This is a genomic window from Pseudomonas sp. ASL3, from assembly GCF_056680425.1.
This window is the reverse complement of the sequence record NZ_CM155281.1, coordinates 2,852,266-2,878,716: the sequence shown is the minus strand read 5'-3', so window position 1 is coordinate 2,878,716 and position 26,451 is coordinate 2,852,266. Positions and strand designations below refer to the sequence as shown.

General features: G+C 59.1%; 22 protein-coding genes. 17 read left to right on the top strand and 5 right to left on the bottom strand.

Annotated elements, in window-relative coordinates; genetic code table 11:
• Positions 1-77: 77 nt before the first annotated feature.
• From mdeB to AC1MEE_RS13165, 6 genes are all read left to right on the top strand, one after another.
• Positions 78-2,741, top strand: a complete 2,664-nt coding sequence (gene mdeB, locus AC1MEE_RS13190) for an alpha-ketoglutarate dehydrogenase (protein WP_480415768.1) — start codon at positions 78-80, stop codon at positions 2,739-2,741.
• A 23-nt stretch (positions 2,742-2,764) separates the two neighbouring features.
• Complete coding sequence (locus AC1MEE_RS13185; RefSeq protein ID WP_480415767.1) at positions 2,765-4,057, top strand: 2-oxo acid dehydrogenase subunit E2; 1,293 nt, start codon at positions 2,765-2,767, stop codon at positions 4,055-4,057.
• A 30-nt stretch (positions 4,058-4,087) separates the two neighbouring features.
• The gene (locus AC1MEE_RS13180; RefSeq protein WP_480415766.1) at positions 4,088-4,684 is read left to right on the top strand and encodes a VOC family protein; all 597 of its coding nucleotides are present in this window, start codon (positions 4,088-4,090) and stop codon (positions 4,682-4,684) included.
• 5 nt (positions 4,685-4,689) lie between these two features.
• Entirely contained in the window at positions 4,690-5,550 is an 861-nt protein-coding gene (locus AC1MEE_RS13175) for a fumarylacetoacetate hydrolase family protein (protein WP_480415765.1), read from the top strand.
• Between the two features lie 69 nt (positions 5,551-5,619).
• Positions 5,620-5,997, top strand: coding sequence for a nuclear transport factor 2 family protein (locus AC1MEE_RS13170; RefSeq protein WP_480415764.1), 378 nt, complete (start codon positions 5,620-5,622; stop codon positions 5,995-5,997).
• A gap of 64 nt (positions 5,998-6,061) precedes the next feature.
• Positions 6,062-7,414, top strand: coding sequence for an outer membrane beta-barrel protein (locus AC1MEE_RS13165; protein WP_480415763.1), 1,353 nt, complete (start codon positions 6,062-6,064; stop codon positions 7,412-7,414).
• 197 nt (positions 7,415-7,611) lie between these two features.
• On the opposite strand, the gene AC1MEE_RS13160 is transcribed toward AC1MEE_RS13165, so the two are convergent.
• Positions 7,612-8,103, bottom strand: coding sequence for a GNAT family N-acetyltransferase (locus AC1MEE_RS13160; protein WP_480415762.1), 492 nt, complete (start codon positions 8,101-8,103; stop codon positions 7,612-7,614).
• A gap of 800 nt (positions 8,104-8,903) precedes the next feature.
• Here AC1MEE_RS13160 and AC1MEE_RS13155 point away from each other — a divergent pair.
• The 3 genes from AC1MEE_RS13155 (at position 8,904) to AC1MEE_RS13145 (ending at position 12,063) form a co-directional block, all read left to right on the top strand.
• Positions 8,904-10,280, top strand: coding sequence for a cytochrome ubiquinol oxidase subunit I (locus AC1MEE_RS13155; protein ID WP_480415761.1), 1,377 nt, complete (start codon positions 8,904-8,906; stop codon positions 10,278-10,280).
• A 12-nt stretch (positions 10,281-10,292) separates the two neighbouring features.
• Positions 10,293-11,294, top strand: coding sequence for a cytochrome d ubiquinol oxidase subunit II (gene cydB / locus AC1MEE_RS13150; protein WP_480415760.1), 1,002 nt, complete (start codon positions 10,293-10,295; stop codon positions 11,292-11,294).
• 439 nt (positions 11,295-11,733) lie between these two features.
• Positions 11,734-12,063, top strand: a complete 330-nt coding sequence (locus tag AC1MEE_RS13145; protein ID WP_480415759.1) for a hypothetical protein — start codon at positions 11,734-11,736, stop codon at positions 12,061-12,063.
• 63 nt (positions 12,064-12,126) lie between these two features.
• Here the strand turns inward: AC1MEE_RS13145 and AC1MEE_RS13140 are convergent, their stop codons facing one another.
• Both AC1MEE_RS13140 and AC1MEE_RS13135 read right to left on the bottom strand, forming a co-directional pair.
• Complete coding sequence (locus AC1MEE_RS13140) at positions 12,127-13,080, bottom strand: PDR/VanB family oxidoreductase (RefSeq protein ID WP_480415758.1); 954 nt, start codon at positions 13,078-13,080, stop codon at positions 12,127-12,129.
• Positions 13,077-14,126: an aromatic ring-hydroxylating dioxygenase subunit alpha gene (locus AC1MEE_RS13135; protein ID WP_480415757.1), complete on the bottom strand. Its 1,050-nt coding sequence runs from the start codon at positions 14,124-14,126 to the stop codon at positions 13,077-13,079. Before AC1MEE_RS13135 ends, AC1MEE_RS13140 begins: the two co-directional genes overlap by 4 nt.
• Positions 14,127-14,401: 275 nt before the next feature.
• On the opposite strand from AC1MEE_RS13135, the gene AC1MEE_RS13130 reads away from it, so the two are divergent.
• Positions 14,402-15,850, top strand: a complete 1,449-nt coding sequence (locus tag AC1MEE_RS13130; protein ID WP_480415756.1) for an aldehyde dehydrogenase — start codon at positions 14,402-14,404, stop codon at positions 15,848-15,850.
• Between the two features lie 60 nt (positions 15,851-15,910).
• Here the strand turns inward: AC1MEE_RS13130 and AC1MEE_RS13125 are convergent, their stop codons facing one another.
• Both AC1MEE_RS13125 and AC1MEE_RS13120 read right to left on the bottom strand, forming a co-directional pair.
• Positions 15,911-17,020 (bottom strand): Rieske 2Fe-2S domain-containing protein, encoded by a 1,110-nt coding sequence (locus AC1MEE_RS13125; RefSeq protein WP_480415755.1) that lies wholly within the window; start codon positions 17,018-17,020, stop codon positions 15,911-15,913.
• Between the two features lie 28 nt (positions 17,021-17,048).
• Positions 17,049-18,017 carry a PDR/VanB family oxidoreductase gene (locus AC1MEE_RS13120; protein WP_480415754.1) on the bottom strand — a complete coding sequence of 323 codons (969 nt, stop codon included), beginning with the start codon at positions 18,015-18,017 and terminating at the stop codon, positions 17,049-17,051.
• A gap of 281 nt (positions 18,018-18,298) precedes the next feature.
• On the opposite strand from AC1MEE_RS13120, the gene AC1MEE_RS13115 reads away from it, so the two are divergent.
• The 7 genes from AC1MEE_RS13115 (at position 18,299) to fdhA (ending at position 26,396) form a co-directional block, all read left to right on the top strand.
• On the top strand, positions 18,299-19,768 hold the full coding sequence (locus AC1MEE_RS13115; RefSeq protein WP_480415753.1) for an aldehyde dehydrogenase: 1,470 nt from the start codon (positions 18,299-18,301) through the stop codon (positions 19,766-19,768).
• Positions 19,769-19,869: 101 nt separating this feature from the next.
• Positions 19,870-21,396: an FAD-binding oxidoreductase gene (locus AC1MEE_RS13110; protein ID WP_480415752.1), complete on the top strand. Its 1,527-nt coding sequence runs from the start codon at positions 19,870-19,872 to the stop codon at positions 21,394-21,396.
• Positions 21,393-21,704: a c-type cytochrome gene (locus AC1MEE_RS13105; protein ID WP_480415751.1), complete on the top strand. Its 312-nt coding sequence runs from the start codon at positions 21,393-21,395 to the stop codon at positions 21,702-21,704. The genes AC1MEE_RS13110 and AC1MEE_RS13105 overlap by 4 nt, the downstream gene beginning before the upstream one ends.
• Positions 21,701-22,192: a hypothetical protein gene (locus AC1MEE_RS13100; protein ID WP_480415750.1), complete on the top strand. Its 492-nt coding sequence runs from the start codon at positions 21,701-21,703 to the stop codon at positions 22,190-22,192. Before AC1MEE_RS13105 ends, AC1MEE_RS13100 begins: the two co-directional genes overlap by 4 nt.
• A 14-nt stretch (positions 22,193-22,206) precedes the next feature.
• Positions 22,207-24,165, top strand: a complete 1,959-nt coding sequence (locus AC1MEE_RS13095; RefSeq protein WP_480415749.1) for a methyl-accepting chemotaxis protein — start codon at positions 22,207-22,209, stop codon at positions 24,163-24,165.
• Between the two features lie 122 nt (positions 24,166-24,287).
• Positions 24,288-25,139 (top strand): TauD/TfdA dioxygenase family protein, encoded by an 852-nt coding sequence (locus AC1MEE_RS13090; RefSeq protein ID WP_480415748.1) that lies wholly within the window; start codon positions 24,288-24,290, stop codon positions 25,137-25,139.
• 57 nt (positions 25,140-25,196) lie between these two features.
• The gene (gene fdhA, locus AC1MEE_RS13085) at positions 25,197-26,396 is read left to right on the top strand and encodes a formaldehyde dehydrogenase, glutathione-independent (protein WP_480415747.1); all 1,200 of its coding nucleotides are present in this window, start codon (positions 25,197-25,199) and stop codon (positions 26,394-26,396) included.
• Positions 26,397-26,451 lie beyond the last annotated feature (55 nt).

The window sequence follows — 26,451 nt, the reverse complement described above, 5'->3', positions numbered from 1 at the left end:
AACAGCCCAATGGGGTATTCCGCGAGGAGTGCCCAGGGGCAGCTCATGCCGATTAAAAGTAAACCGAGTGATTTGCCATGACCGCTAACATCCGCGAATTGCCTGTGAAAACAGACAACGACATCGATAAGCAGGAAACCCTCGAGTGGCTCGACGCGCTGGAAAGCATCGCCCTCAATGTAGGTTCCGAACGTGTGGATTTCCTTCTGCAACGTCTCGATGAACATGCCAGCCACTTGGGTGTGCGGCGCTCCGCTCACCCGTATTCGCAGTATCAAAACAGCATCACCCTGGAAAAGCAGCCAGCCTATCCGGGCGATCTGGCGATGGAAGAACGCATCACCTCGATCATCCGCTGGAACGCTCTGGCCATGGTGGCTAGGGCCAACAAGGCTTATGGCGAGTTAGGCGGTCACATCGCGAGCTATGCATCGGCCGCGGAGATTTTCGAAGTCGGTTTTAACCATTTTTTTCGCGCCGACAATGCCGAATCAAAGGGAGACCTGGTCTACTTTCAGCCGCACTCGGCACCTGGAGTTTATGCGCGCGCATTTCTCGAAGGGCACCTTGATGAGGCGCAACTGGCGCGATATCGCCAGGAAGTGGATGGAGGCGGTTTATGCTCTTACCCACACCCTTGGCTGATGCCTGATTTTTGGCAGTTTCCGACCGGCTCAATGGGCATCGGGCCAATCAGCTCGATCTATCAGGCGCGCTTTCTGCGCTACCTGGAACATCGCGGTATCGCTGATACCTCGAAGCGTCATGTCTGGGGTGTATTCGGCGATGGCGAGATGGACGAGCCGGAATCCATTGCTGCGCTCTCCCTCGCGGCGCGAGAGAACCTCGACAACCTGACGTTTATCGTCAACTGCAACCTGCAACGTCTGGACGGGCCAGTGCGCGGCAACGGTCAGATTATCCAAGATCTGGAGTCGCTGTTCAGTGGCGCCGGCTGGAACGTGATCAAGGTGGTCTGGGGATCGGATTGGGATGCGTTGTTCGCGCGTGATCGAAACAACGTTTTGCTACGCCGCTTCGCCCACACCGTTGATGGCCAGTACCAAACCCTGGGTGCCAATGACGGCGCTTACAACCTCGAGCATTTCTTCGATCTCGATCCAGAGTTGCAGGCGTTGGTGTCGCACATGACGCCGCAAGAAATCGACGGACTGCGCCGTGGCGGTCACGATTTCCGCAAGCTTTACGCCGCGTTTGCGGCCGCCAAACAGCATAACGGTCAGCCCACGGTGATCCTCGCCAAGACCAAAAAAGGCTATGGCATGGGACTGGCTGGCGAGTCGCGTAACACGTCGCACATGCAAAAAAAGCTCGACGTCGAGGCACTCAAGGCGTTTCGTGACCGCTTTGCGCTTCCGATGGACGACGAAGCGCTGGAGGAAATGCGCTTCTACAAACCCGCTGAAGACAGTGCAGAAATGCGCTACCTGCATGCCCGGCGCACTGAGCAGGGTGGTTACATGCCGCGTCGCAAGACCCAGGCTGACGCTCTGTCGGTGCCGGCGCTGGCCAGTTATGCGCAGTTCGCGCTGACCCCGGACGAGCGTGAAACGTCGACGACGACAGCGGTCGTCCGGTTGTTCACCAACCTGCTCAAAGACAAGCAATTGGGCCCGCGCATCGTGCCCATCGTCGCGGATGAGGCCCGCACCTTCGGTATGGCCAACCTGTTCCGTCAGATCGGTATCTACTCACCCGTCGGGCAGCTGTATGAACCGGAAGATGCCGGGGCGATGCTCTACTACAAAGAGTCCAAGGACGGTCAGCTGTTGGAAGAGGGCATCACCGAGGCCGGCGCTATCTCCTCCTGGGTGGCGGCGGCGACGTCCTACAGCGTGAATGGCATCAGCATGTTGCCGTTTTACATCTACTACTCGATGTTTGGCTTTCAGCGCGTCGGCGACCTGATCTGGGCTGCAGCGGATCAGCGTGCGCGCGGTTTCCTGATCGGCGCTACGGCCGGCCGCACCACGTTGTCCGGTGAAGGTTTGCAGCACCAGGACGGCACCAGTCAGCTGATTGCTTCCACTGTCCCGAACTGCCGCGCCTATGACCCGGCGTTCGCCAGTGAGGTCGCAGTGATCATCGATCACGGCAGCCGGCGCATGCTCGAAGAGCAGCACGACGAGTTCTACTACCTGACGGTCACCAACGAGAACTACGCCCAGGCGCCACTGACCGAAGTGGAATACGACGCCGTGATCAAAGGCATGCGCCGTTTCGGCGGCCGGGGCGACGCGGGCGTTGCACCCGCAGTGCGACTGCTCGGCTCGGGTTCGATCCTGCGCGAGGTGATCGCTGCCGCCGAACTCCTCGCCGAGGATTGGGGCGTGTCCAGCGAAATCTGGAGCGTCACCAGCTTCAGTGAACTGGCTCGGGAAGCCCGCGAGGTTGAGCGCAGCGCATTGTTTGGCGGCGAACTCAAGACTCAAAGCTATGTACAGCAATGCCTGTCCGGCGACATGCCGGTCGTGGCCGCCACCGACTATGTCCGCGGTTATGCGCAACTGATCGCCCCTTACATCCATGCGCCCTACATTGCCCTCGGCACCGATGGCTTCGGCCGCAGTGATACCCGCTCTGCATTGCGTCGTTTCTTCGAGATGGATCGCCAGCACATCGCGGTCGCCGCATTGGCTGCCATTGATCCACAAAAAGCGGCACAGGCCCGTGAGCGCTACGGCATTGACGTCGCCCTCGACGCCCCGTGGAACCGCTGAATCGAGAACAAGGAGACTGACTTATGCAACAACTCATGGTTCCCGATATTGGTGATTTTCAGGACCTGCCGGTGATCGATGTACTGATCAAGCCCGGTGACAAGGTCTCGGTCGAGCAGGCATTGATCACCCTTGAATCCGACAAGGCGGTGATGGATGTGCCCAGCACCCGTGATTGCACGATTCGTGAGGTACTGATCAAACCCGGCGACATCGTTTCCAGGGGCAGTGTGATTGCCCATGTCGATTTTGCCGATATCACCGAGGTCCAGCCAGCGATAGCGGCAGCACTCGTGACCACCTCGGCGCCCGTTGCGGTGGCTCCAGTGGCTGCTCCGATGGTTGACCCGGTGCCATCAGCAGTCGCACCGATGGAAGAGGTCGTTGCCAACGCCGAAAAGCCGCGCACTGCGTCGATGGCCCTAGCCGGTCCCGCCGTCCGCAAGCTGGCCCGTGAACTGGGTGTTGATCTGGATGAAGTAAAGGCCAGCGATCCCAGCGGTCGAATCCAGCGTGACGATGTCAAGGCTTTCGTCAAAGCCCAGCGAGCCATGCCCCCACCGGCGGCTGACACAGGCTCTGGCCTTAGTGTGCTGCCGTGGCCGGTGGTCGACTTCGCCAAATTCGGCCCGATCGAGCGCCGTTCGATGTCGCGTCTTAAGCGCATCTCTGCGGCCAACCTGCACCGCAATTGGGTGAGCATTCCGCACGTCACCAATCACAGTCAAACCGATATCAGCGATCTCGAATCGTTGCGTGTCCAGCTCAACCAGGAGGCGAGGGAAGGACAGGCCAAGATCACTTTGCTGGCGTTTCTGATCAAGGCGAGTGTGGCGGCGTTGCAGCGGTTCCCGCAGTTCAACGTGAGCTTGGAAGGCGAGGAAGTGGTGCACAAGCAGTACTTCCACATCGGCTTCGCTGCCGATACGCCCAATGGCCTGGTGGTCCCGGTGATTCGCGATGCGGATCGCAAAGGTATCGCTGAGCTCGCCGCTGAAATGGCCGAGCTCTCGCAATTGGCACGAAACAGCAAGCTTTCCGGAGATCAAATGCGCGGCGGCTGCTTCACCGTTTCGTCGTTGGGCGGTATTGGCGGGGGGCATTTCACCCCGATCATCAACGCACCAGAAGTGGCGATTCTCGGCGTCGGCAAGGCATCCATGCAGCCCACTTGGGACGGCTCTACTTTCCAGCCGCGCCTGCAACTGCCGTTGTCGCTGTCGTGGGATCACCGCGCAGTAGACGGCGCTGAAGCCGGACGATTCCTCGCTTACCTGGCAACCCTACTGGCGGACTTCCGCCGTCTCTCGATCTGACTCGTCACAACAAAAACAAGGAGAACGAACATGACTGCACTGCAATCAACCAGCCTCGATACCGGCAACCAACGCATCGCGCCGTTCAAGATGGCTCACCTGGTGTACCGCTGCGCCGATCGCAAATCCATGGTCGAGTGGTATCGAAAAATATTCCAGGCCGACCTGGTGTTCGAGGACGACATTCTGACCTTCATCACCTACGACGATGAGCACCATCGCCTGGCCTTTTTCAACATGCCGGATCTGCCGGAAAAAACCGACAACATGGTCGGTGTTCATCACATTGCTTACAGCTATCAGAGCATTGGTGAGGTGCTGGCTACCTATGAACGGCTCAAGGGGCTCGGCATCTTGCCTGTCTGGACCATCAACCACGGGCCAACCACGTCGGTGTACTACCGAGACCCGGAAGGTAACGACATCGAGTTGCAGGTCGACAACTTCGTCGAGGCCGCTGATGCCGCCGCTTTCTTTCATACCGTGACGTTCGCCAACAACCCGATCGGCACCGAATTCAATGCGGATGAACTGGTCGCGATGTGGCGCGCAGGCGCTAGCGATGAACAGCTTTGCACATTAGGCGCCGCATCTACGGGCGTAAATCTTGGTCCTCAATACAGGTAAACAACATGAAACTCTGTACGTTCCAGATTCAGGATGGCGCTCCTGCGGTCGGGTTGGTGGTGGGAGAGAAGGTCATTCGCATTAGTGACCACCTCAGTGCTGCACCGCGCAACATGATTGAGTTGATCACCGCCTGGGCCGATTGGCGCGAACCTCTGCAACAGCTGGCTGCAAGCGGTGCGAGCGGCATTGCGCTGGATCAGATCACCCTGCTGGCACCTGTGCCGCGTCCGGGCAAGATCCTCGGTATTGGCCTCAACTACGCCGACCATGTCGAGGAGTCGGGCATGGAAATGCCGGCCGACCAATTGTGGTTCGCCATGATGACCACGTCTGCCAACGGCCCGTTCGCCCCTGTCGATTTGCCAAAAGTGTCCGAGACCCTCGATTACGAAGCTGAAATGGTCTTTATCGTTGGCAAGCGCTGTCGCCACCTGACACCGGAGACCGCAAAAGAGGCGATCTTTGGCTATTGCGTTGGTAATGACGTCAGCGTGCGTGACTGGCAATTGCGTACATCGCAATTCACCTTGGGCAAGTCGTTTGATACCCATGCGCCATTCGGCCCGTGGATTGTCACCGCTGATGACGTCGAAGATCCGCATAAGTTAGGCATTAAATGCTTCATTAATGATGAGAAGCGGCAAGACTCGAACACCAATCAATTGATTTTCGACTGTTTTCAGCAAATCGTGCACCTCTCTAAGGTCATGACGCTTGAGCCTGGCGACGTCATTTTTACTGGAACGCCGGGGGGTATAGGCGCGGCAACAAAACCACCGCGCTGGCTGCGAAAGGGCGATCGGGTTCGCGTCGAAATCGAAGGGCTTGGCGCTATCGAAAACGTGGTGCGCGCCGAAGTCTGACGTGCGCAGGGCATGGGCCGCGGGCACACAATTGGTAGCCTTTAAATTTTTCCATCAGGGGGAACACGTATGAACGAGCAAACGATCGTTAACACCATTAAAGAGCTAGAAAATGCGCGCTGCCGGGCGCTGGTGGAAGGCGACCTCGGCGCGTTGGGCGAACTCGTTGATGACCAGTTGGTGCACATCCACGCCACCGGCCAGGTCGATGATAAGCCTGGCTATCTGCGGATGGTCGAGACGGCCATCCGATTCCTGCAGGTCGAACGGCAAGACCTTCAGGTGCGCGTTTACGGCAACGTGGCGATTGCCACCGGGCGCCTATTGCAGAACATCGAATTCCGTGGGACTGGCGAGCATCGCGAGATGAATGCAATCGCCACGCAGATCTGGTTGCGTCGTGATAACACCTGGCGCCAGATCAGTTTCCAAGCCACCAACCTATAACGCCAACGAAGCGCCAACCCACCTGCAGAGGTGGGTTTCTGACAATAAAAACAAGAGACAGAAGATGAAGAACATCAAGGTGAAAGCGCTTGGTGCGGTTCTGGCCGCCCTTGCGATTGTGAACTGCTATGCGGATGAATCCGAAAAACCGGGCGAAGGTACGTTGTTTCGCAGCGTGTTCGGCGATGGCCTGGAACGCGACTACGGCATTACCGTATCCAATCTTTTGGATATCGGGTACTCGCGCAACAACCGTTCCACCCATGAGGAGCGTGAGGACGGCCTGAGCAATCTGCCTCTTACCGGCATGTCCGATGAAGGACTGGAATTGGGCAGCCTGCACCTCTTCGTCGACAAACAACTCAAAGGCACCTTTATCCCTCGTATTACTCCGTTGCCAGGCCCTAAACCCGAGGAGGCTTCCGCCGGTTTTACCCTGGAGTTCAACTATGGCCGAAACGCCCAGTTCGCGCGGACTTACGGCTGGGATCAGACCCTGCATATGAACGAGCAATCGAACCCGAAGGCGCAGCATGACAAGGATTACTTCCTGGCCATCCCGAACGCAGCGGCCACGGTTTATTTGCCTTACGGACCGGGTTTCAGTTTCATGGCGGGCGTATTCGGCCCGGCCATGGGTTATGAAATCCCACCCAATGTGCGCTTCGCCCGTAACCCGTTTGCCAGTAAAACGTACGCCTTCGTCAGCGAACCTGGCACCGTGGCCGGCGTACTGGCAAGCACCCGCGCCTACAATGGGGATTCGGGGATACTAGGCGTTGAGTTGGGCGTGGTGCAGGGTTGGAACAACCTGCGCGATAACAACAATAACAAGTCGCTGACCGGTGCGCTGCGCTGGCGCACGCCGGATATGAATACCTGGATCGATTACGAGTTCATCGTTGGCAACGAGCAGAATGACGACTTTTCCGACGTACAAGCTCCGCCTTCGCGTGTGATCTCGCCATCGGGTCAACTCAAGCAGCAGCACTCCTTGAACGGATGGCACAAATTTGACTCTCGCTGGTCGATGGGCGCCGAGCTGGTCTATGGTCGTCAGGACGGTGATGGCAAGGCGTCAACAATCGATGTCGTTAAGGGTCCAGGTTTTAACGGTGCAGATTGGTGGGGCGCTAACGCGGTAGTCACTTACCAGGTTCGACAGGATCTGACGTGGTCCCTGCGTGGCGAGCATTTCAGTGATCCGGATGGTTTTATCCTTTTTCCCACAACCACTTCACGCGGCGATTTCAATGCGGTCACTACCGGGTTTCGTTATGAGGTCAACAAGAACCTGTCATTGCGTCCGGAGTTGCGCTACGACTGGTTCGATGCTCGCGAACACGACAGGCCTTACGGCAATGGTCGCGATCGCTCCCAATTGAGCACCATGATCGAGGCTCTTTACTACTTCTGAACCGGCGTTGATGCCATCGCCCGTTGGTAGAGGGCGATAGTTTTCATGAGGGGCATTTAGCTATCAGGGCATGTCTTTGATCTCGGACCGTCCGCTCTTGGCCGATAGCGGTCTGCCAGGAAGGGCCGCAATCGACCCGAAGCAGCCTTTCATCAAGGCTGGAAGCGGCGACCATGCTCCTGAGATAGGCAGTCAAATCACGAAACGGTTTTCGCCATCTCAGAGGTAGCCGCCCAGCCCAGTCCTTCATACACCGGCTTGCCGGCCTTGGTCGCGTGTAGTACGGCAAAACTCATTCCGCGTTGGGCAAACTCGGCTTCAGCCAACATCATCAGGGTTGAAGCCAGGCCCCGGCGCCGGTAAGAGGGTTCGACGAAAACGTTTAGCACATAGCCGCGCTGGTCTAAGGTCGGATGGGACGGATGAGGTGGCCAGTCGATATTCATCAGACCTATCGCCGCCACAGGCTGCTCTGTGTCCATCAGCGCAAAACCGTAGTAGCGGCCATCGAATAGGCGCTGGTGCAACCAGGGCCGGAAGTGCTCAGTCATCACCCGCAACTCCGATGGGTCTCCTCCCGCCTCAAGGAACATCGTTTCGCGGTGCACACAAATGATCTCACAGTCATTTGGCCCTAGCCGACGGGCCGTCAAGCCTGAAAAATCGATGTTGCCGGGAATCTCTTTCATCGTATGCACCTGGACGGAGCGGCCGATGCTAGGGCGGTCAAGAGGAGAATGTTAGACACAGATTGAATAAAAGCGCGCCATACAGCGACCGCGGTGCATGCATCCGCTCTTCAACGGATACGCTACGACTTCAACGCTGGTCATGGCATTTACGCCCTAGAGCGCAGCTAAGCACTCCGAACCTGTTGACCGGGACGACATTGTTGGATGATTGTTTTTGCCCGTTTTTGGCCGATTCTGCTGAAAAACTCGCCGGTGGTCTCGACTACAAGAAAATGCCCGTCCGAGATTGAAATCTGCACTTTGATGTAGAGGAGAACCGGCTCAGATTTTACGTAGCAACGTGTATCTCTGACGTTTTCCAAGCTCAGTGCAGGTTGAGTCAGACCGCTCGGACTTTTTCAACAGAATCGGCCGTTGGTAGCCTGTCACGAGGGGCAGTCATTTATTTACTGAATCGAGGACTCATGTCTGCTCACTGGATGAGTAGCTTGACAATATACATTCAGAATCAGGTTGCCTGGTTGTAACCAAGCTATCCTAGTGGGACGTTGCCGCTAAACGTTCTGGTAACTTTTATCCGGAACTATTAGCTCGATTCCGCTTGTCCCGAGAGGAATATCTTTGTTCAAACTTTTGATCTTCGGAATCATTGGCACTGAGGAGAGTCAACCGACAAATACTGCATCGGACAGGTGTCATGCCTATTCCCGCCAACACCTTTGGCTATCTGCGCAACCATCGCTTGCTGCTGCCAACAGCTGATTCCTGCATGCGTTGGCTAACGGTGAGTGGACGGCATGGACGCGGTTGATTCGGCGCTGATTGCGGCGCGTGCCCAGTTTGCGATCACCATCAGCTTTCATATTGTGCTGGCGGCACTCACCCTCGGTTTGTCCAACTTTCTGATGGTGCTCGAAGCTCTTTGGCTGTGGCGTGGGCAAAAGATCTACCTGGACGTCTATCTTTACTGGCTAAAAGTGTTTGCCCTCAACGTGGCGGTGGGCACCGCCTCGGGTCTGATATTGGAGTACCAATTCGGGCTCAATTGGTCGCGGCTTTCGACTCAGGCGGGAGATATCCTCGGCCCATTGATGTTCTACGAAGTGCTTGCCGCATTTTTTCTGGAGTCTGGCTTCCTTGGCATCATGTTATTCGGATTAAAGAAGGTAGGCCCTCGTCTGCATTTTTTCGCCACCTGCGCGGTAGCCCTCGGATCGCTGATCAGCGCATTCTGGATCCTGTCGGCCAATTCCTGGATGCATACACCAGCCGGTTACTCCATTGGCACAGATGGCCGCTTCGTTGCCGAGGATTGGTGGGCGATCATTTTCAATCCGTCCTTTCCTTATCGGCTTGTGCATATGACGTTGGCCGCTTTGCTCGGCACCGCCACACTGGTGGCCGGTGTCAGCGCTTGGCAACTGTTACATGTGCCGAAGAACCCGCGAGTTCGCCTTCAATACTCCATGGCGCTGTGGACGATTGTCGTTCTGTCACCCGTACAAATCGTGGCTGGAGACCTTCATGGTCAGCACAGCCTCAAAGTTCAGCCGCAGAAGGTCGCTGCCATCGAAGGCTCCTGGACTCGCCCGGCCGAAGGTGCAGGCGAGCCACTGCGCCTGTTTGCCCTGCCAGACATGACTGAGCGGCGCAACCATTGGGAAGTGGCGATTCCGCGCATAGGTTCACTGTACCTGCGGCATGACCTGAGTGGCACCATCGCCGCGCTGGATGAATTCCCGCCACAGAACATCCCCCCGGTGCCAATGGTGTTCTTCGCTTTTCGCTTCATGGTCGGTCTGGGCCTATTGATGGTGGGGCAGGGCCTGACCAGTTTGATATTACGATGGCGACAACGGTTATACGCAACGCGTTGGATGCTCCGAGGGTGTGCGCTGATGGCCCCGGCTGGATTTCTGGCGATGTTGAGTGGCTGGGTAGTTGCCGAGGTTGGCCGCCAACCCTTCACCGTCTACGGTCTGCTGCGCACGGCTGACAGTCTGTCATCGATTTCTCGGCGACAGGTGATCGGGTCAACATGGTTCATCCTGTCGTTTTACCTGCTGATATTCGGAATTGGCCTCTGGGTGCTCCTGCGACTCTTGCGTGAGCCACCGCACAGGGACGAGACCGGGCCGCAGCCAACCTTGGCTGACGAGACAGGTGAATCCTGAGGGCATAAATCCATGTTGGACAATGACTGGATAACACTACTTTCCGCTGCGGCCTTGGCGTTCTCGGTGTTGAACTATGTGCTACTGGATGGCACCGATCTTGGCGTTGGCGTACTGCTGGGCCTTACCCGTAGTAGTAAGCAGCGACGTGCCATGGCAGTGACCATCTTGCCGATTTGGGATGCTAATGAAACATGGCTCGTGCTAGGTGGCGGCGGGCTGCTGGCGTTATTTCCGCTGGCCTACGCCATCTTGCTGCCGGCGCTTTATCTACCCTTTATCCTGATGTTCTTGGCTTTAATTCTTCGAGCGGTAGCGCTGGAATTTCGTGACTACGCGCCCAGCGACAGAATCAAGCGCGGTGTCGACGGCTTGCTGTTGGGCGGTTCACTGCTCGCCGGTGGATCTCAGGGGTTGGTCTTGGGTACGCTTGTTCAAGGCATACCTAATCATGGCGGGCAGTACAGTGGTGACGGCTGGGAGTGGCTGGGTATGTTTCCGCTATATTGTGGCGCAGTGCTCGTGTTGGGCTACACGTGGCTGGGCGCCTGCTGGCTTTATTGGCGTACTGAAGGAGAACTCCAGCGACGATCAGGTCATCAGGCGAGGGCGCTGGCAATCGTAACCTTAGTGCTATTGACCGTGTTGGTTGCCTGGACAACGACACTGGACACTCGATATGCGCATCGGCTTTCAGATCGTCTTGTCTGGCAACCGGCCGCAACACTGCTCATTGCACTGCTGATCGGCTTTACTCTTGGGTTTCGAAGCCGCCGGCAGTATCTGCCACTGTTCGCTGCATTGGGAATCTTCATTTTGGCGTTCGCATTGATGATCGCAGCGCTATACCCACTGATTATCCCGCCGCATCTGACCTTGCAAGCTGCAGCCTCCAATCCAGCCAGCCAGATTTTCATATTGGTCGGTTTCGCCGTGCTGATACCGGTGACTCTCATATACAACACCTACGGCTTTAGAGTCTTTAGCGGGAAGGTTCGTGCCGCTCGTGATTGACTGCAACCATCAACAACAAGCAAACACGGACGTCATTGAAGGCTCACAGACCTAACCCTGAGGCATGCACCTTAGACGCCGTTGCGGCGTTATTCTTCAAATGGTTTTTCCAAAGTGCACTCCATCAATAAGGGGTGATTTGCACATTGCAAATCGGATGCGTGAACGGCCGAACAGGCATTCGAACATCGCGAGCGTGCAGCCGATTTTCGGTCTGCGTTCAACCATTAGGCTTATGACCGCTTTCTATCCAGGCTGTGTGAAAACGATTTAGAGCAGGTTTGACGCTCAGAACCGGAACGAAAATCGTGCGCCTACGCAAATTTCAGGTCTGCTGAATTCCCGGAAAAACAGCCATAAAAGCAGGCACATTGCTGGCCCCTTCACCTCAGGCTTGTTGTCAAACTGGCTTTCTTTTCAGCAGGTTAGGCGTGACGGCATGCGGATTTTTGTATTTACCCTGGCAGCATGCGTCTTGGCGAGTATCGCGATTTCGGCACAGGCAAAGGAGTTGAGTAAAAACGATTGGTTCGTGTGTAGCTGGGGTTCCGGAATCGCTGGAGCTGCGCAGGAAACGAAGCTTTCCGGAGTGAGCCTTTACGGAGCGCGACGAAAGCTCCAGGCACGCAAGTTTACTCAGCCCTGGATGCGAATGATGGCGATGGGCATCACAGAGCAAACCTATAACAGCAGTTCCCGCATGAAGCCTGCCAGCGTCAAGCATGCGTACTATGAGGGCTGCATCAAGCATGAGTTAGCGCGCCGTTAGATCGCAATTTTGCCGACAACTGGATAGGCAACCGTGCCCCGAGACTCGTTGCTGAGGGTGCCCTCAGAGATCAAGCACCAGTACTGCACTTTTCGAGCGTGAGCAGCACGGGGTGAATTGGTCATTGAGGGCGTGTTCCTCCTCGGTCATGAACAGGTCGCGATGATCCGGTTCGCCGGCCAGCACGGGGATCAGGCAGGTGCCGCAGATGCCTTGTTCGCACGACATGGGAATGTCGAAGCCCTTGTCGAGCAGCACATCGATCACCCGGGTATCGCCGGGTATCTGATACACCTCGCCGGTGCTGTTGATTTTCACCGAGAAAGCTCCGTCTGCCGAATGATCTATCGGTGCGGCGCTGAAGTATTCACGGTGCAAGCGCTCCTCCGGCCAACCCTGGGCGCGTGCGCTCGCCAGAATGTACTCCATGAATCCGCCCGGCCCGCAGACGTACAGGTGGGTATCCGGCTCTGGGTTTGCCAGGACTTCGTCAGCCTGCAACTTCTGTGCATCGTCACCGCTATCGTAATGAATATGTACCTGCCCGGTAAAAGCCGAGTCCTTGAGGCGATCACCGAAGGCGGTGCGATCTGCCGAGCGCGTGCAGTAGTGCAGGGTAAAGTCGGCGCCGACAGCGGCCAGTCTCTCGGCCATGCAGAGAATCGGCGTGACCCCGATTCCGCCCGCGAACAGCAGGCTGCGACCGGCGTCGAGGGTTAGCGGGAACAGGTTGCGCGGTTCACTGATCTGCAAGGCGTCGCCCACCCTGACCTGTTCGTGGATATGGCGTGAGCCGCCCCGTGAGTCGGCATCCTTGAGCACCGCGATCTGGTAGCGATGCTGCTCGCCGGGTGGGTTGCACAAGGAGTACTGGCGGATCAGCCCATCCTTCAAATGCACATCGATATGCGCCCCGGCACTGAAGGCGGGCAGAGCGGAACCGTCGGCCAGCGCCAGTTCGAAGCTGCAGATATCCAGGGCTTCTGTGTGTTTCGCTATGACGTTTACTTCGATCATGATTGCACCTGCGCCAAGGCCGCTGTTTCCTGCGCAATGTGCCGTTCGAGGACGCGCCGCGCCTGCACGCCACCTGCATCGATATTGAGTTTGAGCAGGTTGCGCTCGGGATGCGCCAGCAAGTTCAGCTGTTGGCGTTCGAGCATTTCCAGGTCTTCGGAGAAGATCTTGCCCTGGCCTTCGCGGATGCTCTCGGTAAGCGCTTGATCCTGCGGATTGAAGTTGCGTGCCATGCCCCAGAAGTACCAGATCGAGGTGGCGCTTTCCGGCGTGATGAAGTCGACCACGATGCTCGCAGCCTTGTAGGCGGGATCGGCGTCATAGCCGCCTTTACCAGCGTGAGCCACACCGACCTCGATCATCACGTGACTGGGCGCAGTGAAGCGGCAGATCTGCCAACGGTCTATCGGGACGTCATCAGCCAGGCCATTACCCCGCAGGGCCATGCGCCAGAAGGGCGGGGCACTGATATTTTCCATATGGCGGCTAGTGACCACCTGATCGCCTTCGACGGTGGTCTTCGGGGGGGCCTCGTCGATTTCCTTCTGACCGATGCTGCTGGCATGGACGTAGGTTTCATGGGTCAGGTCCATGAGGTTGTCGATCATCAGCCGGTAGTCGCAGTTGATGTGAAACAGGCCGCCACCGTAGGCCCAATCCGGGTGATCGGCCCATTCCAGATGATGGATCGATGCAGGGTCGGCGAGGGCGGGGTCGCCGGTCCAGACCCAGATGAAGCCGTAACGCTCTTCCACCGCAAAGGCGCGGATGGCGGGAAAGCCACGGACGCGTTGTCCAGGCATCTCGAGCGTCTTGCCTTCGCAGCCCATGGTCAGGCCGTGGTAGCCACAGATCAGCTTGCCATCTTCGACGAAGCCCAGGGACAGCGGTGCGCCACGGTGTGGGCAGAAGTCTTCGAGCGCCGCGACCTTACCCTCGGGGCCCCGGTAAAAAACAATTTTCTCACCGCAGATCTGTCGGCCTAGCGGTTTGTCCTGGATTTCATCGGGAGTGCAGGCAACGTACCAGGCATTTTTCGGGAACATGATGAAGGCCTCCTCAGGGGGTGTTTGTTTTTATTGGGCTAATAGTTATCAATAGTAACTAATTAAGTCAACCGGAAAATTATCGAAAATCAGTCCAGGCCCTGAGGCACTTGTTTATGAGGGGCAGCATGAGGAGCGGCATAGGGAGCAGCAGGCAGGTAATGAAAATGCTCGATTGACATGATTATGTCGATAAATTAGTTTCTCTCTAGTACTCAACCTGAATGGGTTTTACCGATACGTTTCCTGACAATCACAATAAGAGGATCACCCCTATGTTCGATGTGCCCTTGCTGATAGGTGGGCAAGCGCGCCCGGCCAGTGACGGAAAGACGTTCGAGCGCTGTCACCCGCTGACTGGCGAGGTGGTTTCCCGCGTTGCTGCCGCGACCCTGGAAGACGCCGATGCCGCAGTGGCGGCCGCCCATGCCGCGTTTCCCGTGTGGGCGGCGCTGGGGCCCAACGAGCGTCGTACCCGCTTGCTCAAGGCGGCCGAGTTGTTGGCGGCGCGTGCGCCGGAGTTCATGTCCATGGCCTGCGAAACCGGGGCGGCCGGCAACTGGTACGGTTTCAACGTGCAGTTGGCAGCCGGTCTCTTGCGCGAGGCAGCAGCTGCGACTACCCGAATCAATGGCGAAGTGATTCCGTCGGATGTGCCCGGCAGTTTTGCCATGGCCTTGCGTCAGCCCTGTGGCGTAGTGCTCGGTATCGCCCCCTGGAACGCCCCGATTATTCTCGCGACCCGCGCCATCGCCATGCCGCTGGCCTGTGGTAATACCGTGGTGCTCAAGGCCTCTGAACTGAGTCCGGCGACCCATCGGTTGATTGCTCAGGTGTTGCATGAGGCGGGGCTCGGTGATGGGGTGGTCAATGTGATCAGCAACGCACCGAGCGATGCGCCCGCCATTGTCGAGCGCTTGATCGCCAACCCGTTGGTGCGCCGGGTCAATTTCACCGGTTCTTCGCATGTCGGACGCATCGTCGGGGAGTTGTCGGCGCGTCATCTCAAGCCGGCACTGCTGGAGCTGGGCGGCAAGGCGCCGCTGCTGGTGCTCGACGACGCGGATCTGGATGCGGCGGTCGAGGCGGCGGCCTTTGGTGCCTACTTCAACCAGGGGCAGATCTGCATGTCCACCGAGCGTCTGATCGTGGACAGCAAAGTCGCCGATGCCTTCGTCGAGAAGTTGGTGAAGAAGACCGCAAGCCTGCGCGCAGGCGACCCCGACGACCCGACTTCGGTACTCGGTTCGCTGGTCGACAGTGGCGCAGCGCAGCGTATCAAGGCCCTGGTCGACGATGCGTTGGATAAAGGCGCGGTCCTGGCGGCGGGTGGTCAGGTCGACGGCAGCATCATGCAGCCAACGTTGTTGGATCGGGTCGGGTCCCACATGCGCTTGTATCGCGAGGAGTCTTTCGGGCCGGTTGCCGTGGTGCTGCGTGGCGAAGGTGATGAGACGCTGCTGGCGTTGGCCAACGATTCGGAGTTCGGCCTGTCGGCGGCGATCTTCAGCCGGGATGTGTCCCGGGCGCTGGCTCTGGCCCAGCGGGTCGAATCGGGGATCTGCCATATCAATGGTCCCACTGTGCACGATGAAGCGCAGATGCCGTTTGGCGGCGTCAAATCCAGCGGCTACGGCAGTTTCGGCACGGCTGCCGCGATAGAGAGCTTCACCCAGTTACGCTGGATCACTATTCAGAACGGACCGCGCCACTACCCGATCTGAATACGGATCCCTGCGCAGGCCATTCAAGTGCCTGCGCAGGGATCACGTCCTGGACTGTACTCAGGCGCTACGGCTGAGCGCGATACTGGCCTCTTCATCTGCACGCTTCTTCAGGTAACGACGCATCGCCACTGCCGGCGCATCACTGGCCACCGATATTTCATAGGTGTGCTCGTCCACATCGCCGAGCACCGCCTCCAGAGCGCCCAGCCCCTCAACATCCTCATTGAACGCGGCGAACAGTTGCTCATGCATGAACTCGCCAATGACTTCGTCGTCCTGGGCGAAGTCACGTCCGTGGACAATGAAGTAGTGCATGGTGCCGCGGGTTTCCGGGGTCAGGATATGGGCGGTGCGGATATGAAACTCAGGACGAAGCTGGGGCGTTAACGCCGAGTCGTAGAAGGTGACGCTGACCTGATGCAACCCCGGCGAGAGAAACTCGGAGGTGGCGATGCGTGCGGCTGTATCGCAGCCGTCCAGACCGGTGGTTTTGCCCCACACTGGTGACAAGGTAGTGGGGACGACATTGCGCATCAGTTTGTAGTGTCCGTCCTTGAGGTCGAGCTCATACGGGGCGCTGGCGTAATCCGGCGTGCCGATGGTGTTGGCGTGGAGGAAGGTAAGATGGGTCAGATCCATCAGATTCTCGTGCATGCTCACGTAGTTGCCCGGGTGATGGAAATAGCCCGACGAACACTCCCAATCAGGCGCTTCGATCCAGGATTGCTGAGGCGGTTGCCGGGTGCTGGCCAATGCTGGATCGCCCATCCAGATCCACAGCAACGGGCCTTGCTCAAGCAGCGGGTATTCGCGCACACCGATCCCGCGCGGACAGTTCTTCTGCGAAGGCACGTTGACCAGATCGCCTTGTGCGTCGTAACGAAAACCGTGATAGCCGCAGACCAGCACGTCGCCTTCCAGATGCCCGCGGGACAGTGGATAGGAGCGGTGGGCGCAACGGTCTTCGAGGGCGATGGCCTTGCCCGCTTCGCTGCGGTAGAACACCAAGGGTTTGCCCAGCAAGGTACGCGGCAGCAGTTCACGCTTCACTTCGCTGCCGAAGGCGGCCACGTACCATTCGTTAAAGATGAAGGGGGTGTCGCGGGTGGCAAGTGGGCTCATGGCCTTGCGTGAGTTGGCGATAAGGTTCTGGGTGGGTAGGCTCATGGGTTAACTCCTTTTTTTGTTCTGGGCTTTACAGATCCAGCACCAGCGATTCGCTCAGTGAGCGCGAAACACAAATCATCAGGGTGTTGCCTGCCGCGTGTTCGGCATTGGATAACACATGGTCTCGATGGTCTGGCACGCCGCTACACAGGGTGGTTTCGCAGGTCCCGCAGATACCGGAACGGCACGAGAAGGGCACGTCGATGCCATGGGCTTCGAGCGCTTCGAGAATGCTTTGGTCGGGGCCGACCTCGATGCTCAGGCCGCTGCGTTGCAGGGTTACGCTGAAGCGTTCGAGGGCCTGCGGGTTTACCTCGCTGGCAGGTTCGGGGGCCGAGAACCATTCGAAATGAATACGTGGGGCCGGGATGTCGAAAGTGGCGGCCTTGACCGCTTGCATCAATGGGTCAGGGCCACAGCAGTACAGGTGCTCGCCGTTTCGCAACGAGGCCGCGAGTGAGTTGACGTCGAGGAATCGGCCCGCGCATTCATCGTTGAAGTGAAAGCTCACTCGCTCCGGGTCGAGGTCCAGCAGGGTTTCGTAAAAGGCTGCGCGTTGGCGGTTGCGCACGCTGTAGATCAGGCGCCAATCCTTATCCTGGGCAATGCACCAGCGAATCATCGCCAGGATCGGTGTGATGCCAATCCCGCCGGCCACGAAGCAGTAACGCTCTGCGCGGGTGTCCAGGGGGAAGTTGTTGCGCGGCGCGCTGACTTGCAGCAGGTCACCCTGACGCAATGTTGCATGGATGAAACGCGAGCCGCCGCGGCTGCCAGGAGCCAGGCCGACCGCGATGACATAGCGATGGCGCTCGTTGGCATCGTTGAGCAGTGAATAATGCCGAATCAGGCCATTGTCCAGGCGCACTTCAAGGTGTGCGCCCGGAGTGAAGGCCGGTAGCTCGCGAGCATCCGGTGCTTGCAGTTCTACCAGGGCCACGTCCTTGGCTTCCGCCGTGAACTGGGTGACACGTAGTTTCAAGCTGGGTATGGTCATTTTTATGGGTCCTGCGGGGCATGGCCGCGAGCGCAACGGGTGCGCCGCAAGCCGACGGTCTGACCCGAGTCAGCCTACGTGCCTTGGGTGTGACTCGCGGTCCTCCCAGAGGAGGACAGCCTGGCAATGTCCTCCCCGCAGAGGACAGACGCTGGACGCCTCAAGGTTTTCACTGGCACCTGTCAATATCCGGCTTCATTCCGTGTGACGCAGCGTTCGTTACTGGCTCGTTGTGTCGCCCTGGTATGTCCGCCGCACACTAGGTTCGAACAGGAGAGACCATGACCACTACTGCCAGCCTCGCGCCGCCACGCCTTGTGCACCCTGACAAGCTGTTCATCGATGGCCAATGGGTCGATCCGCAGCACGGAAGACGGATTGATGTTGTTTCGGCGCACTCCGAACAGGTCATCGCCACTGTCGCTGAAGCCACTGAGGAAGATGTCGATCGCGCGGTCCTGGCGGCACGTCGAGCCTTCGACTCGGGCCCCTGGCCGCGGCTGAGTCCGACCGAGCGTGCCGATTACCTGCGCAAACTGTCGGCGGCACTGGCACCGCGACTACCTGAACTGGCCCAGGCCTGGACCGATCAGATTGGTGCTCTGGCGTCGGTCTCGCCGTTTGTGATCGGTGCCGGGCATTACTGGTTCGACTACTACGCTGAGCTGGCCGAGCGGTTTCCTTTCGAGGAAGTGCGCACGCCGGCGGATGGCCGGGGCCGAGCACTGGTCGTGCGTGAGGCGGTCGGTGTGGTGGCGGCTATCGCACCCTGGAACAACCCGTTCGGGATCATGACCGGCAAGCTCGCGCCCGCCTTGCTGGCCGGTTGCACGCTGATTATGAAGCCTGCGCCGGAGACGCCGATCGAGGCCTACATCATCGCCGAGGCGGCAGAGCAGATCGGCTTGCCAGCCGGGGTACTCAATCTTGTTACGACCCATCGTGAAGCGGCCGACCATCTGGTGTGCAACCCCGGCGTGGACAAGGTCAGCTTTACCGGTTCAGTAGTGGCCGGACAGCGCATCGGCTCGGTCTGCGGCAGCCGCATTGCCCGATACACCCTGGAGCTGGGCGGAAAGTCCGCGGCCATCGTGCTTGACGATTACGACATCGGTCAGGCTGCCAAGGTGTTGGCCTCGACCATCGCGATGTCCTGCGGTCAGGTCTGTGCGAGCCTGAGCCGGGTCATCGTCTCGCGCCGCCGGCATGACGAGTTGGTGGAAGCCCTGAAGGCGGAAATGCAGGCGATCCGTGTCGGCGATCCTTTCGATGCGCAGGCGCAGATGGGCCCGTTGGCCATGGGGCGCCAGCGCTCCCGGGTCGAGGAGTACATCGCCATCGGCAAGGCCGAAGGTGCCCGATTGGCCAGTGGCGGTGGACGTCCGACGGACCTGCCGCGCGGCTACTACATCGAGCCGACGCTGTTCGCCGGGGTCGAACGCAACATGCGCATCGCCCAGGAAGAGATCTTCGGTCCGGTGCTCAGCGTGTTGCCCTGCGATGACGAGGACGATGCCATCCAAATGGCCAACGATTCGCCGTTCGGCCTGTACGGTGCGGTGTTCACCGACGATGCCGAGCGTGCCTACCGGGTTGCTCGCGGGGTCCGCACCGGCACTTTCAGCCAGAACGCTTTTCGTTTTGATCCTTCGCTGCCTTTCGGCGGCTTCAAACTGTCCGGAGTCGGACGCGAGGGCGGGGCGGAAGGGCTGGCGGGTTACACCGAGTTGAAGTCGATCCTGTTGGTCTGAACCAACCGATCGGTGCACTACGATTCGGGGCGACTTGCACGGTGTGGAGGTCGTTTGTCCCCCGCGGATCAAGAACAACAATAAGAAAGCGAGAGACGCTGATGAATACTGTTTCAGTGCTGCCTCCTGGGGTTTCTGCCGAGGATTTCCAGCGAGCGTTGCAGGCCTTCAGGCAGGTACTGGGAAACGCCCAGGTGCTCGATGACCCGCAGCAGCTGGTCCCTTATCGCAAGATCATGCTGCCCCACGAAATCGATGATTACGCGCCCTCGGCAGTATTGCTCCCTGACTCGGCGGAGCAGGTCCAGGGCGTGCTCAAGGTTTGCAATCAGTTCCGCGTGCCGGTCTGGCCGATCTCCACCGGTCGTAACTTCGGTTATGGCTCGGCATCGCCGGGTAGTCGTGGTCAGGTAGTCCTTGATCTCAAGCGCATGAACCGCATCCTCGCGGTGGATGCCGAGTTGTGCACCGCACTGGTGGAACCTGGCGTCACCTACAAGCAGTTGCAGGATTATCTCAAGGCCCACGATTTCCCGTTGTGGCTGTCGTTTCCGGCTCCGGGGCCGATTGCCGGTCCGGTCGGCAACACCCTGGAACGCGGGGAGGGCTACACTCCCTATGGCGACCACTTCGCCAATGCCTGTGGCATGGAGGTGGTACTGGCCAACGGAGACGTGCTGCGGACCGGCATGGGCGGCCTGGCCAACTCTAATTCCTGGCAAGCCTTCAAGTACGGTTACGGTCCCTACCTGGACGGCATCTTTTCGCAGTCCAACTTCGGCGTGGTGACCAAGATGGGGCTCTGGCTGATGCCGGCACCTGCCGGGCATCGCACATTGCTGGTGCAGTACGATCGCGACGAAGACGTGGTTACCGCTGTCGATACCCTGCGTCCACTGCGGATCAGCGGCACCATCCAGAACATCGGCGTGCTTGGTAATGCGACCATCGCGCTGACCTCCTTCAAACGTCGGGCCGAAGTTTATCAGGGCCCAGGCTCGATTCCCGAGGAGGTGGTCTGGAAGGCAGCCCAGGAATTCGGCCTGGCTCCCTGGAACCTGCTGTTCACCCTCTATGGCAGCGACGAGCAGATCGCGCCGAACCTGAAGATCGTCAAACAAGCATTCGAGAAGTCCGGTGCGCGTGTGACCCTTGATGCCTATGACCCAGCCCAAGTGAATGTCCTGACCCTGGAATCCTTCCGGCTTTACAACTGGACCGGGGGCGGTGGATCAATGTGGTTTGCACCGATTTGTCCGGCGCGGGGCAAGGATCTGTGGGCGCAAAAGCAACTGGCCAAGTCCATCCATGACGAATTCGGTTTCGATTACATGGCGGGTATCGCCACCAGCGGGCGGGCTTTGCATCACGTGATGGCGCTGGAATACGACCGCAGTGACGCTGAACAAACCCGCAAGGCGAACCTCTGCTTCGAGAAGCTGATGGACGAGTTCACTCGCCGAGGACACGGCATCTACCGTACCGGCATCGGCTACATGGACCGGCTCGCCGACAGTTACGGACCGGTGAAAAAGGAGGTCAACCGCGCGATCAAGCGGGCTCTTGATCCGAACGGCATCATTGCGCCGGGCAAGTCCGGTATCTGGCTCCAGGAGCCCGGTCGATGAGAGCGCTCTATTGCTGTCTGGCCGGACTGTCAATGCTGTCCGGGGTGGTCTGTGCCGAGGATCGGCCTGCCTCGCGCAGTGCCGGGCAAGTCTGGGCCGATACCTGCCATTACTGCCATGACAACGGCATCGGGCCGCAACTGTTGGGGCGCGGACTGCCGGTAGAAATGAGCAGGGTTCTGGTGCGCAACGGCCTGCGGCAGATGCCGGCGTTTCGCGTCAGCGAGATTGACGATGGCGAATTGGACACGCTGGCCAAGTGGATCAGCCAACAACCGGCGCCACCGAGCAAACAGGTGAAACCATGACTCGCCGTGAACTGTTGATCCGCTCGCTGATCCTGGGCGCTACATCACTGATCGCCAGCCCGGTCGGACTGGCGAAAGAGCGTGGGCGGGTGATCGCGCTGCTCGGGCCGCCAACGCCGACCTCGTTGGTGAGTGCCGTGCGCGAGCCTTTGAGGGCGCGGGGACTGGATCTGGATATCTGGTTGCAAGCAGAGGATCGTTTGCTGGATGTATCCGGGTTGGCTGAACGGCTGGCCGGGCAGGGTGCGGTTCGATTGTGCGGTCTGCTCACGCCCGGCAACCATGCGTTGCTGTTGGAGGTGGTGCGGCACAGCAGCGGCCGGGTCTTGCTGGAGCAACGCATCGATGCCGATCTCGGCGACCTTGAGGCAGGGGGGCATCTGGGGTTTGAGTTGTCGCAAGCCTTGCTGGATCAGCCTCGGAGCAGTAAGCGGTCGGCCAGCGTGCGTGCGGATAACCCGCTCTATGTGTTGGTTGCGCAACTCTGAGCGGGAGCGGTCCGATGTTGAGACATATTTCTCGACTGTTCGCCGACCGTTCGGTGGGACAGAAACTGTTGATAGGCTTCGGTCTGGTCTCGTCGCTCGCGGTACTGGCCACAGCGTTGGGCTTCTATTCCACCGAGGTCTTGCTCGAACACAGTCGTCAGGTGCGCGAGATGGTTGCGATCAATCAACTCACTTTGCAGATGCGCAACGCCGAAAAAGACTATGCCTTATATCAAAGCCTCCAGAGCATCGAGAATCTGCAGCGACTGACCGCCGCGATCGAACCTCATCTGCAAACGTTGCAGGTGCAGGCTGATGCGCAGGATATGACGCTGCTGACCGCTATCCGCCAGTCGGTCAGCGATTACCGGGAGCAGTTCGACCGTTCTGTTGCCAACAACCATCAGGCGAGTGCGGCCCTGGAGCGTATGCAGGTTCAGGCCGATCAGGCACGGCAGCAATTGGAGACTGTCGAACTGGATATGTACGACCAGGTGCGCGGCGTGTTGAGCAGTGGTCAGAGCCTCAGCGGTGACCCGCTGGGATTGGCCGAGCAGGCCTCGTCGCTGATTCGTAAATTGATGGCCGCGCGCAACAGCGAATACCGCTATGTCCTGAACGGCAAGCAAGATGACTTTGCTCAATGGAGCGCTTTGCTGGACGACATGGGTACGGCTCTGGAGCAGCTTAAAGGACGCATCAATGAGGACTATGCCGAGACTGTGAAAGCGGCCATGAGTGCCTTGGGTGAGTACCAGGAAGCGTTTACCCGTTACCGCGAAGGCTGCAGGGTGAGCCAGCAGACGGCCGCCCAGATGGATGCGCAGGCGCAGGCGGTGTTGACCCGGGTTGAACGTAGCACCGCCGACCAGCAACAGCGGATGGCTGAGCGCGGCCGCTTGCTCATGACCGTACAGGGCGTCGCGGCACTGGTCATCATCAGCCTGGCGTTGCTCGCGTCCTTGACCATCCGCCACCTGATCGTCAGCCCGTTGCGTGGCACCCTGCAACTGGCCCGGCGCATCGCCCAGGGCGATCTGAGCGGGGGCGCCGGTTCGCCGGTCGTGCGGCGGGACGAGTTGGGTCAGCTGACCCTGGCGATGGGGGAAATGACCGCAAATCTGCGCCATCTGGTAGAGCGCATTGGCCTCAGCGTCGGCCGCCTGGGGTTAGCGACGCTGACCTTGGGCGAAGCCAGCACGCAAACCCATGCGGGTACGCAGAATCAGAAACTCGAGACCGATCAGGCCGCCACTGCCATGCAGCAGATGGTGGTCACCGTCCAGGAAGTGGCCCGCCATGCTGAACAGGCTTCGCAGGCGGCGGCTGAGGCAGATCGGCAAGCGCGCGATGGCGAACATTTAGTGCTGCGGGCCGGCGAACAGATTCAGCACCTGGCGGGGGAAATGCACCTCTGCGCACAAGCCGTCCAGTCTCTGCAGCAGCAGAGCCTGCGGATCGGCACGGTGCTCGACGTGATCAAGTCGGTGGCTGGACAAACCAACCTGCTGGCGCTCAATGCGGCGATCGAGGCTGCCCGGGCGGGCGAGCAGGGTCGCGGTTTCGCCGTGGTCGCCGATGAGGTCCGAAGTCTGGCCCGGCGGACCCAGGTTTCTTCCGGCGAGATCGAGACGTTGATCGCCAGTTTGCAGGGACACTCGCTACAGGCCGTCGGACAACTCCAGGCGTGCGGGCAACTGATGAGCGAGACGCTGACCCTCGCAGGTCAAGCCGGCCTGGCGCTGGGTGGCATCACCGCGGCGGTGTCCACCATCGAGCAGATGAACCAGCAGATTGCTGCCAGCGCCGTGCAGCAAAGCAGCGTCGCCGAAGAAGTCAGCCGTAACGTCACCCAGGTCCGCAACGAGGCTGAGCGCTGTGCCTGGGCCAGTGACCGAATGGTTGCGTCCAGTGATGACCTGATCCACCTGGAGCATGAGTTGCACCAGGCGGTGGCGCAGTTCCGGACCTGAGCTCGATGGCGTGCATTTCTTCAGTCCCTTTTACAGAGGACAGCAGCCCCTGCGGACTGTCCCCAAAATAGCCGGGCGCCTTACCCCTTGGCGTCAACCGCTCTATCCAAACGGAGATGTCCATGAGTTCGAACAGTACAACAATAAAAGTCAGACCGTTGCCTGCAGGCTTCGGTGCTTGGGTTGAATTCGATACCGGCAGCCCGCCGAATGAAAGCGAGGCGCAAGAGATCGCCAAGGCCTTTCATGCCCATCGGGTGCTGATTTTCGAGAAAGCCAATCTGACACTGGCGCAGCTGGCGGCCTTTGTCCGTGCATTCGGTACCCATGATGACGGCAGTGGCCGCCTGGCCAGCGACACCAATGAATATGCCGGAATCCGTGTCGTCGAAAATGTCGAGAAGGGCAAGTTCGGCCCTCGCAGCAATAGCGAACTGGATTGGCACTCCGATCGTTTCTACGATCCGGTGGTCGCCGGCCTGTTGAATTCGGTGGTTGTGCCGCAAGAGGGTGGGGACACCAGTTTCAGCGATCTGTACCGGGCACTCGACGAGTTGCCGGTAGCGCTGCGCCAAGCCATCGAAGGTCGGTGTATCAAACAGGACGTGGTGTTCGACGCGCAAGGTAAACCCGGTATGCGTCCGGGCGGTGTGACCGTCGAGGATGTGATGAACTCGCCAGGTATCGAGACCGATATCGTTCAGCGTCATCCCTTCACCCGCAAACCGTTCCTCTTTCTGGGCAATCGCCTCAATGCCTATGTACCGGGTTTACCGCTGGCTGAAAGCGAAGACTTGCTGGATGCACTCTACGCCCATGTCGACAGGCCAGAATTTCACTACCGGCATCACTGGCAAGCCAATGAGTTGATCCTTTACGACAACCGCTGCTGCATGCATCGACGTGAGACGTTCGATGTGAATGCCGAGCGCAAGCTGTACGCATCGGTGGTGGATCGCTCGAATATTCTTTAACGCTTCAATATGGCGTGGCTGCGGGCCGCGCTTGTGAACAACAAAGGAGCATTACCTATGTCTGGTAATCGTGGTGTCGTGTATCTCGGCAATGGCAAGGTCGAAGTGCAGAAAATTGACTATCCAAAAATGCAGGACCCGCGCGGCAGGAAGATCGAACACGGTGTCATCCTGCGGGTGGTTTCCACCAATATTTGCGGCTCGGACCAGCACATGGTGCGCGGCCGCACCACCGCCCAGACTGGTCTGGTCCTGGGTCACGAGATCACCGGTGAAGTGATCGAGAAGGGCAGCGATGTCGAGAATCTGAAAATCGGCGACCTGGTATCGGTGCCGTTCAACGTCGCTTGCGGCCGCTGCCGTTCCTGCAAAGAGCAACACACCGGTGTCTGTCTGACGGTCAACCCGGCACGTGCCGGCGGTGCCTACGGTTATGTCGACATGGGTGACTGGACCGGTGGACAGGCCGAATACGCGATGGTGCCGTATGCCGACTTCAACCTGCTTAAACTCCCGGATCGCGACCGGGCCATGGAAAAAATCCGCGACCTGACCTGCCTGTCGGACATCCTTCCCACCGGCTACCACGGCGCTGTTACCGCCGGTGTCGGGCCAGGCAGCTCTGTGTACATCGCGGGTGCGGGGCCTGTCGGCCTGGCCGCTGCCGCCTCGGCACGCTTGTTGGGTGCTGCGGTGGTCATCGTCGGTGATATCAACCCGGTGCGCCTGGCGCACGCCAAGTCGCAAGGTTTCGAGGTGGTCGATCTGTCCACGGATACCCCGCTGCACGAGCAGATCGCTGCGTTGCTGGGTGAGCCGGAGGTGGATTGCGCGGTCGATGCCGTAGGCTTCGAAGCGCGTGGTCACGGTCATGCCGGCGTCCATCAAGAGGCTCCGGCTACGGTGCTCAACTCATTGATGGGGGTGGTCCGGGTCGCCGGCAAAATCGGCATTCCCGGTCTTTACGTCACCGAGGATCCAGGCGCGGTGGATGCGGCCGCGAAGATCGGTAGCCTGAGCATCCGCTTTGGGCTCGGCTGGGCCAAGTCACACAGCTTCCACACCGGCCAGACTCCAGTCATGAAGTACAACCGTCAGTTGATGCAGGCCATCATGTGGGATCGCATCAACATCGCTGAAGTGGTCGGCGTGCAGGTCATCGGTCTCGATGATGCTGCGCAGGGCTACGGAGAGTTCGATGCGGGCGTACCGAAGAAATTCGTCATCGACCCGCACCGGTTGTTCAGCGCGGCTTGATGGATCATCACTAGGTCAGCGATGCTGGCTTGCAAAAGCACCGAAAGAGCAGATT

Coding starts and splice junctions, on each gene's coding strand:
- AC1MEE_RS13125 (WP_480415755.1), bottom strand. CDS start 17,020: ATGAGCCTACCCACCCAGAACCTTATCGCCAACTCACGCAAGGCCATG.
- AC1MEE_RS13165 (WP_480415763.1), top strand. CDS start 6,062: ATGAAGAACATCAAGGTGAAAGCGCTTGGTGCGGTTCTGGCCGCCCTT.
- AC1MEE_RS13130 (WP_480415756.1), top strand. CDS start 14,402: ATGTTCGATGTGCCCTTGCTGATAGGTGGGCAAGCGCGCCCGGCCAGT.
- AC1MEE_RS13180 (WP_480415766.1), top strand. CDS start 4,088: ATGACTGCACTGCAATCAACCAGCCTCGATACCGGCAACCAACGCATC.
- AC1MEE_RS13145 (WP_480415759.1), top strand. CDS start 11,734: ATGCGGATTTTTGTATTTACCCTGGCAGCATGCGTCTTGGCGAGTATC.
- AC1MEE_RS13110 (WP_480415752.1), top strand. CDS start 19,870: ATGAATACTGTTTCAGTGCTGCCTCCTGGGGTTTCTGCCGAGGATTTC.
- AC1MEE_RS13135 (WP_480415757.1), bottom strand. CDS start 14,126: ATGTTCCCGAAAAATGCCTGGTACGTTGCCTGCACTCCCGATGAAATC.
- AC1MEE_RS13120 (WP_480415754.1), bottom strand. CDS start 18,017: ATGACCATACCCAGCTTGAAACTACGTGTCACCCAGTTCACGGCGGAA.
- cydB (WP_480415760.1), top strand. CDS start 10,293: ATGTTGGACAATGACTGGATAACACTACTTTCCGCTGCGGCCTTGGCG.
- mdeB (WP_480415768.1), top strand. CDS start 78: ATGACCGCTAACATCCGCGAATTGCCTGTGAAAACAGACAACGACATC.
- AC1MEE_RS13175 (WP_480415765.1), top strand. CDS start 4,690: ATGAAACTCTGTACGTTCCAGATTCAGGATGGCGCTCCTGCGGTCGGG.
- AC1MEE_RS13090 (WP_480415748.1), top strand. CDS start 24,288: ATGAGTTCGAACAGTACAACAATAAAAGTCAGACCGTTGCCTGCAGGC.
- AC1MEE_RS13185 (WP_480415767.1), top strand. CDS start 2,765: ATGCAACAACTCATGGTTCCCGATATTGGTGATTTTCAGGACCTGCCG.
- AC1MEE_RS13095 (WP_480415749.1), top strand. CDS start 22,207: ATGTTGAGACATATTTCTCGACTGTTCGCCGACCGTTCGGTGGGACAG.
- AC1MEE_RS13160 (WP_480415762.1), bottom strand. CDS start 8,103: ATGAAAGAGATTCCCGGCAACATCGATTTTTCAGGCTTGACGGCCCGT.
- AC1MEE_RS13155 (WP_480415761.1), top strand. CDS start 8,904: ATGGACGCGGTTGATTCGGCGCTGATTGCGGCGCGTGCCCAGTTTGCG.
- AC1MEE_RS13100 (WP_480415750.1), top strand. CDS start 21,701: ATGACTCGCCGTGAACTGTTGATCCGCTCGCTGATCCTGGGCGCTACA.
- fdhA (WP_480415747.1), top strand. CDS start 25,197: ATGTCTGGTAATCGTGGTGTCGTGTATCTCGGCAATGGCAAGGTCGAA.
- AC1MEE_RS13170 (WP_480415764.1), top strand. CDS start 5,620: ATGAACGAGCAAACGATCGTTAACACCATTAAAGAGCTAGAAAATGCG.
- AC1MEE_RS13105 (WP_480415751.1), top strand. CDS start 21,393: ATGAGAGCGCTCTATTGCTGTCTGGCCGGACTGTCAATGCTGTCCGGG.
- AC1MEE_RS13140 (WP_480415758.1), bottom strand. CDS start 13,080: ATGATCGAAGTAAACGTCATAGCGAAACACACAGAAGCCCTGGATATC.
- AC1MEE_RS13115 (WP_480415753.1), top strand. CDS start 18,299: ATGACCACTACTGCCAGCCTCGCGCCGCCACGCCTTGTGCACCCTGAC.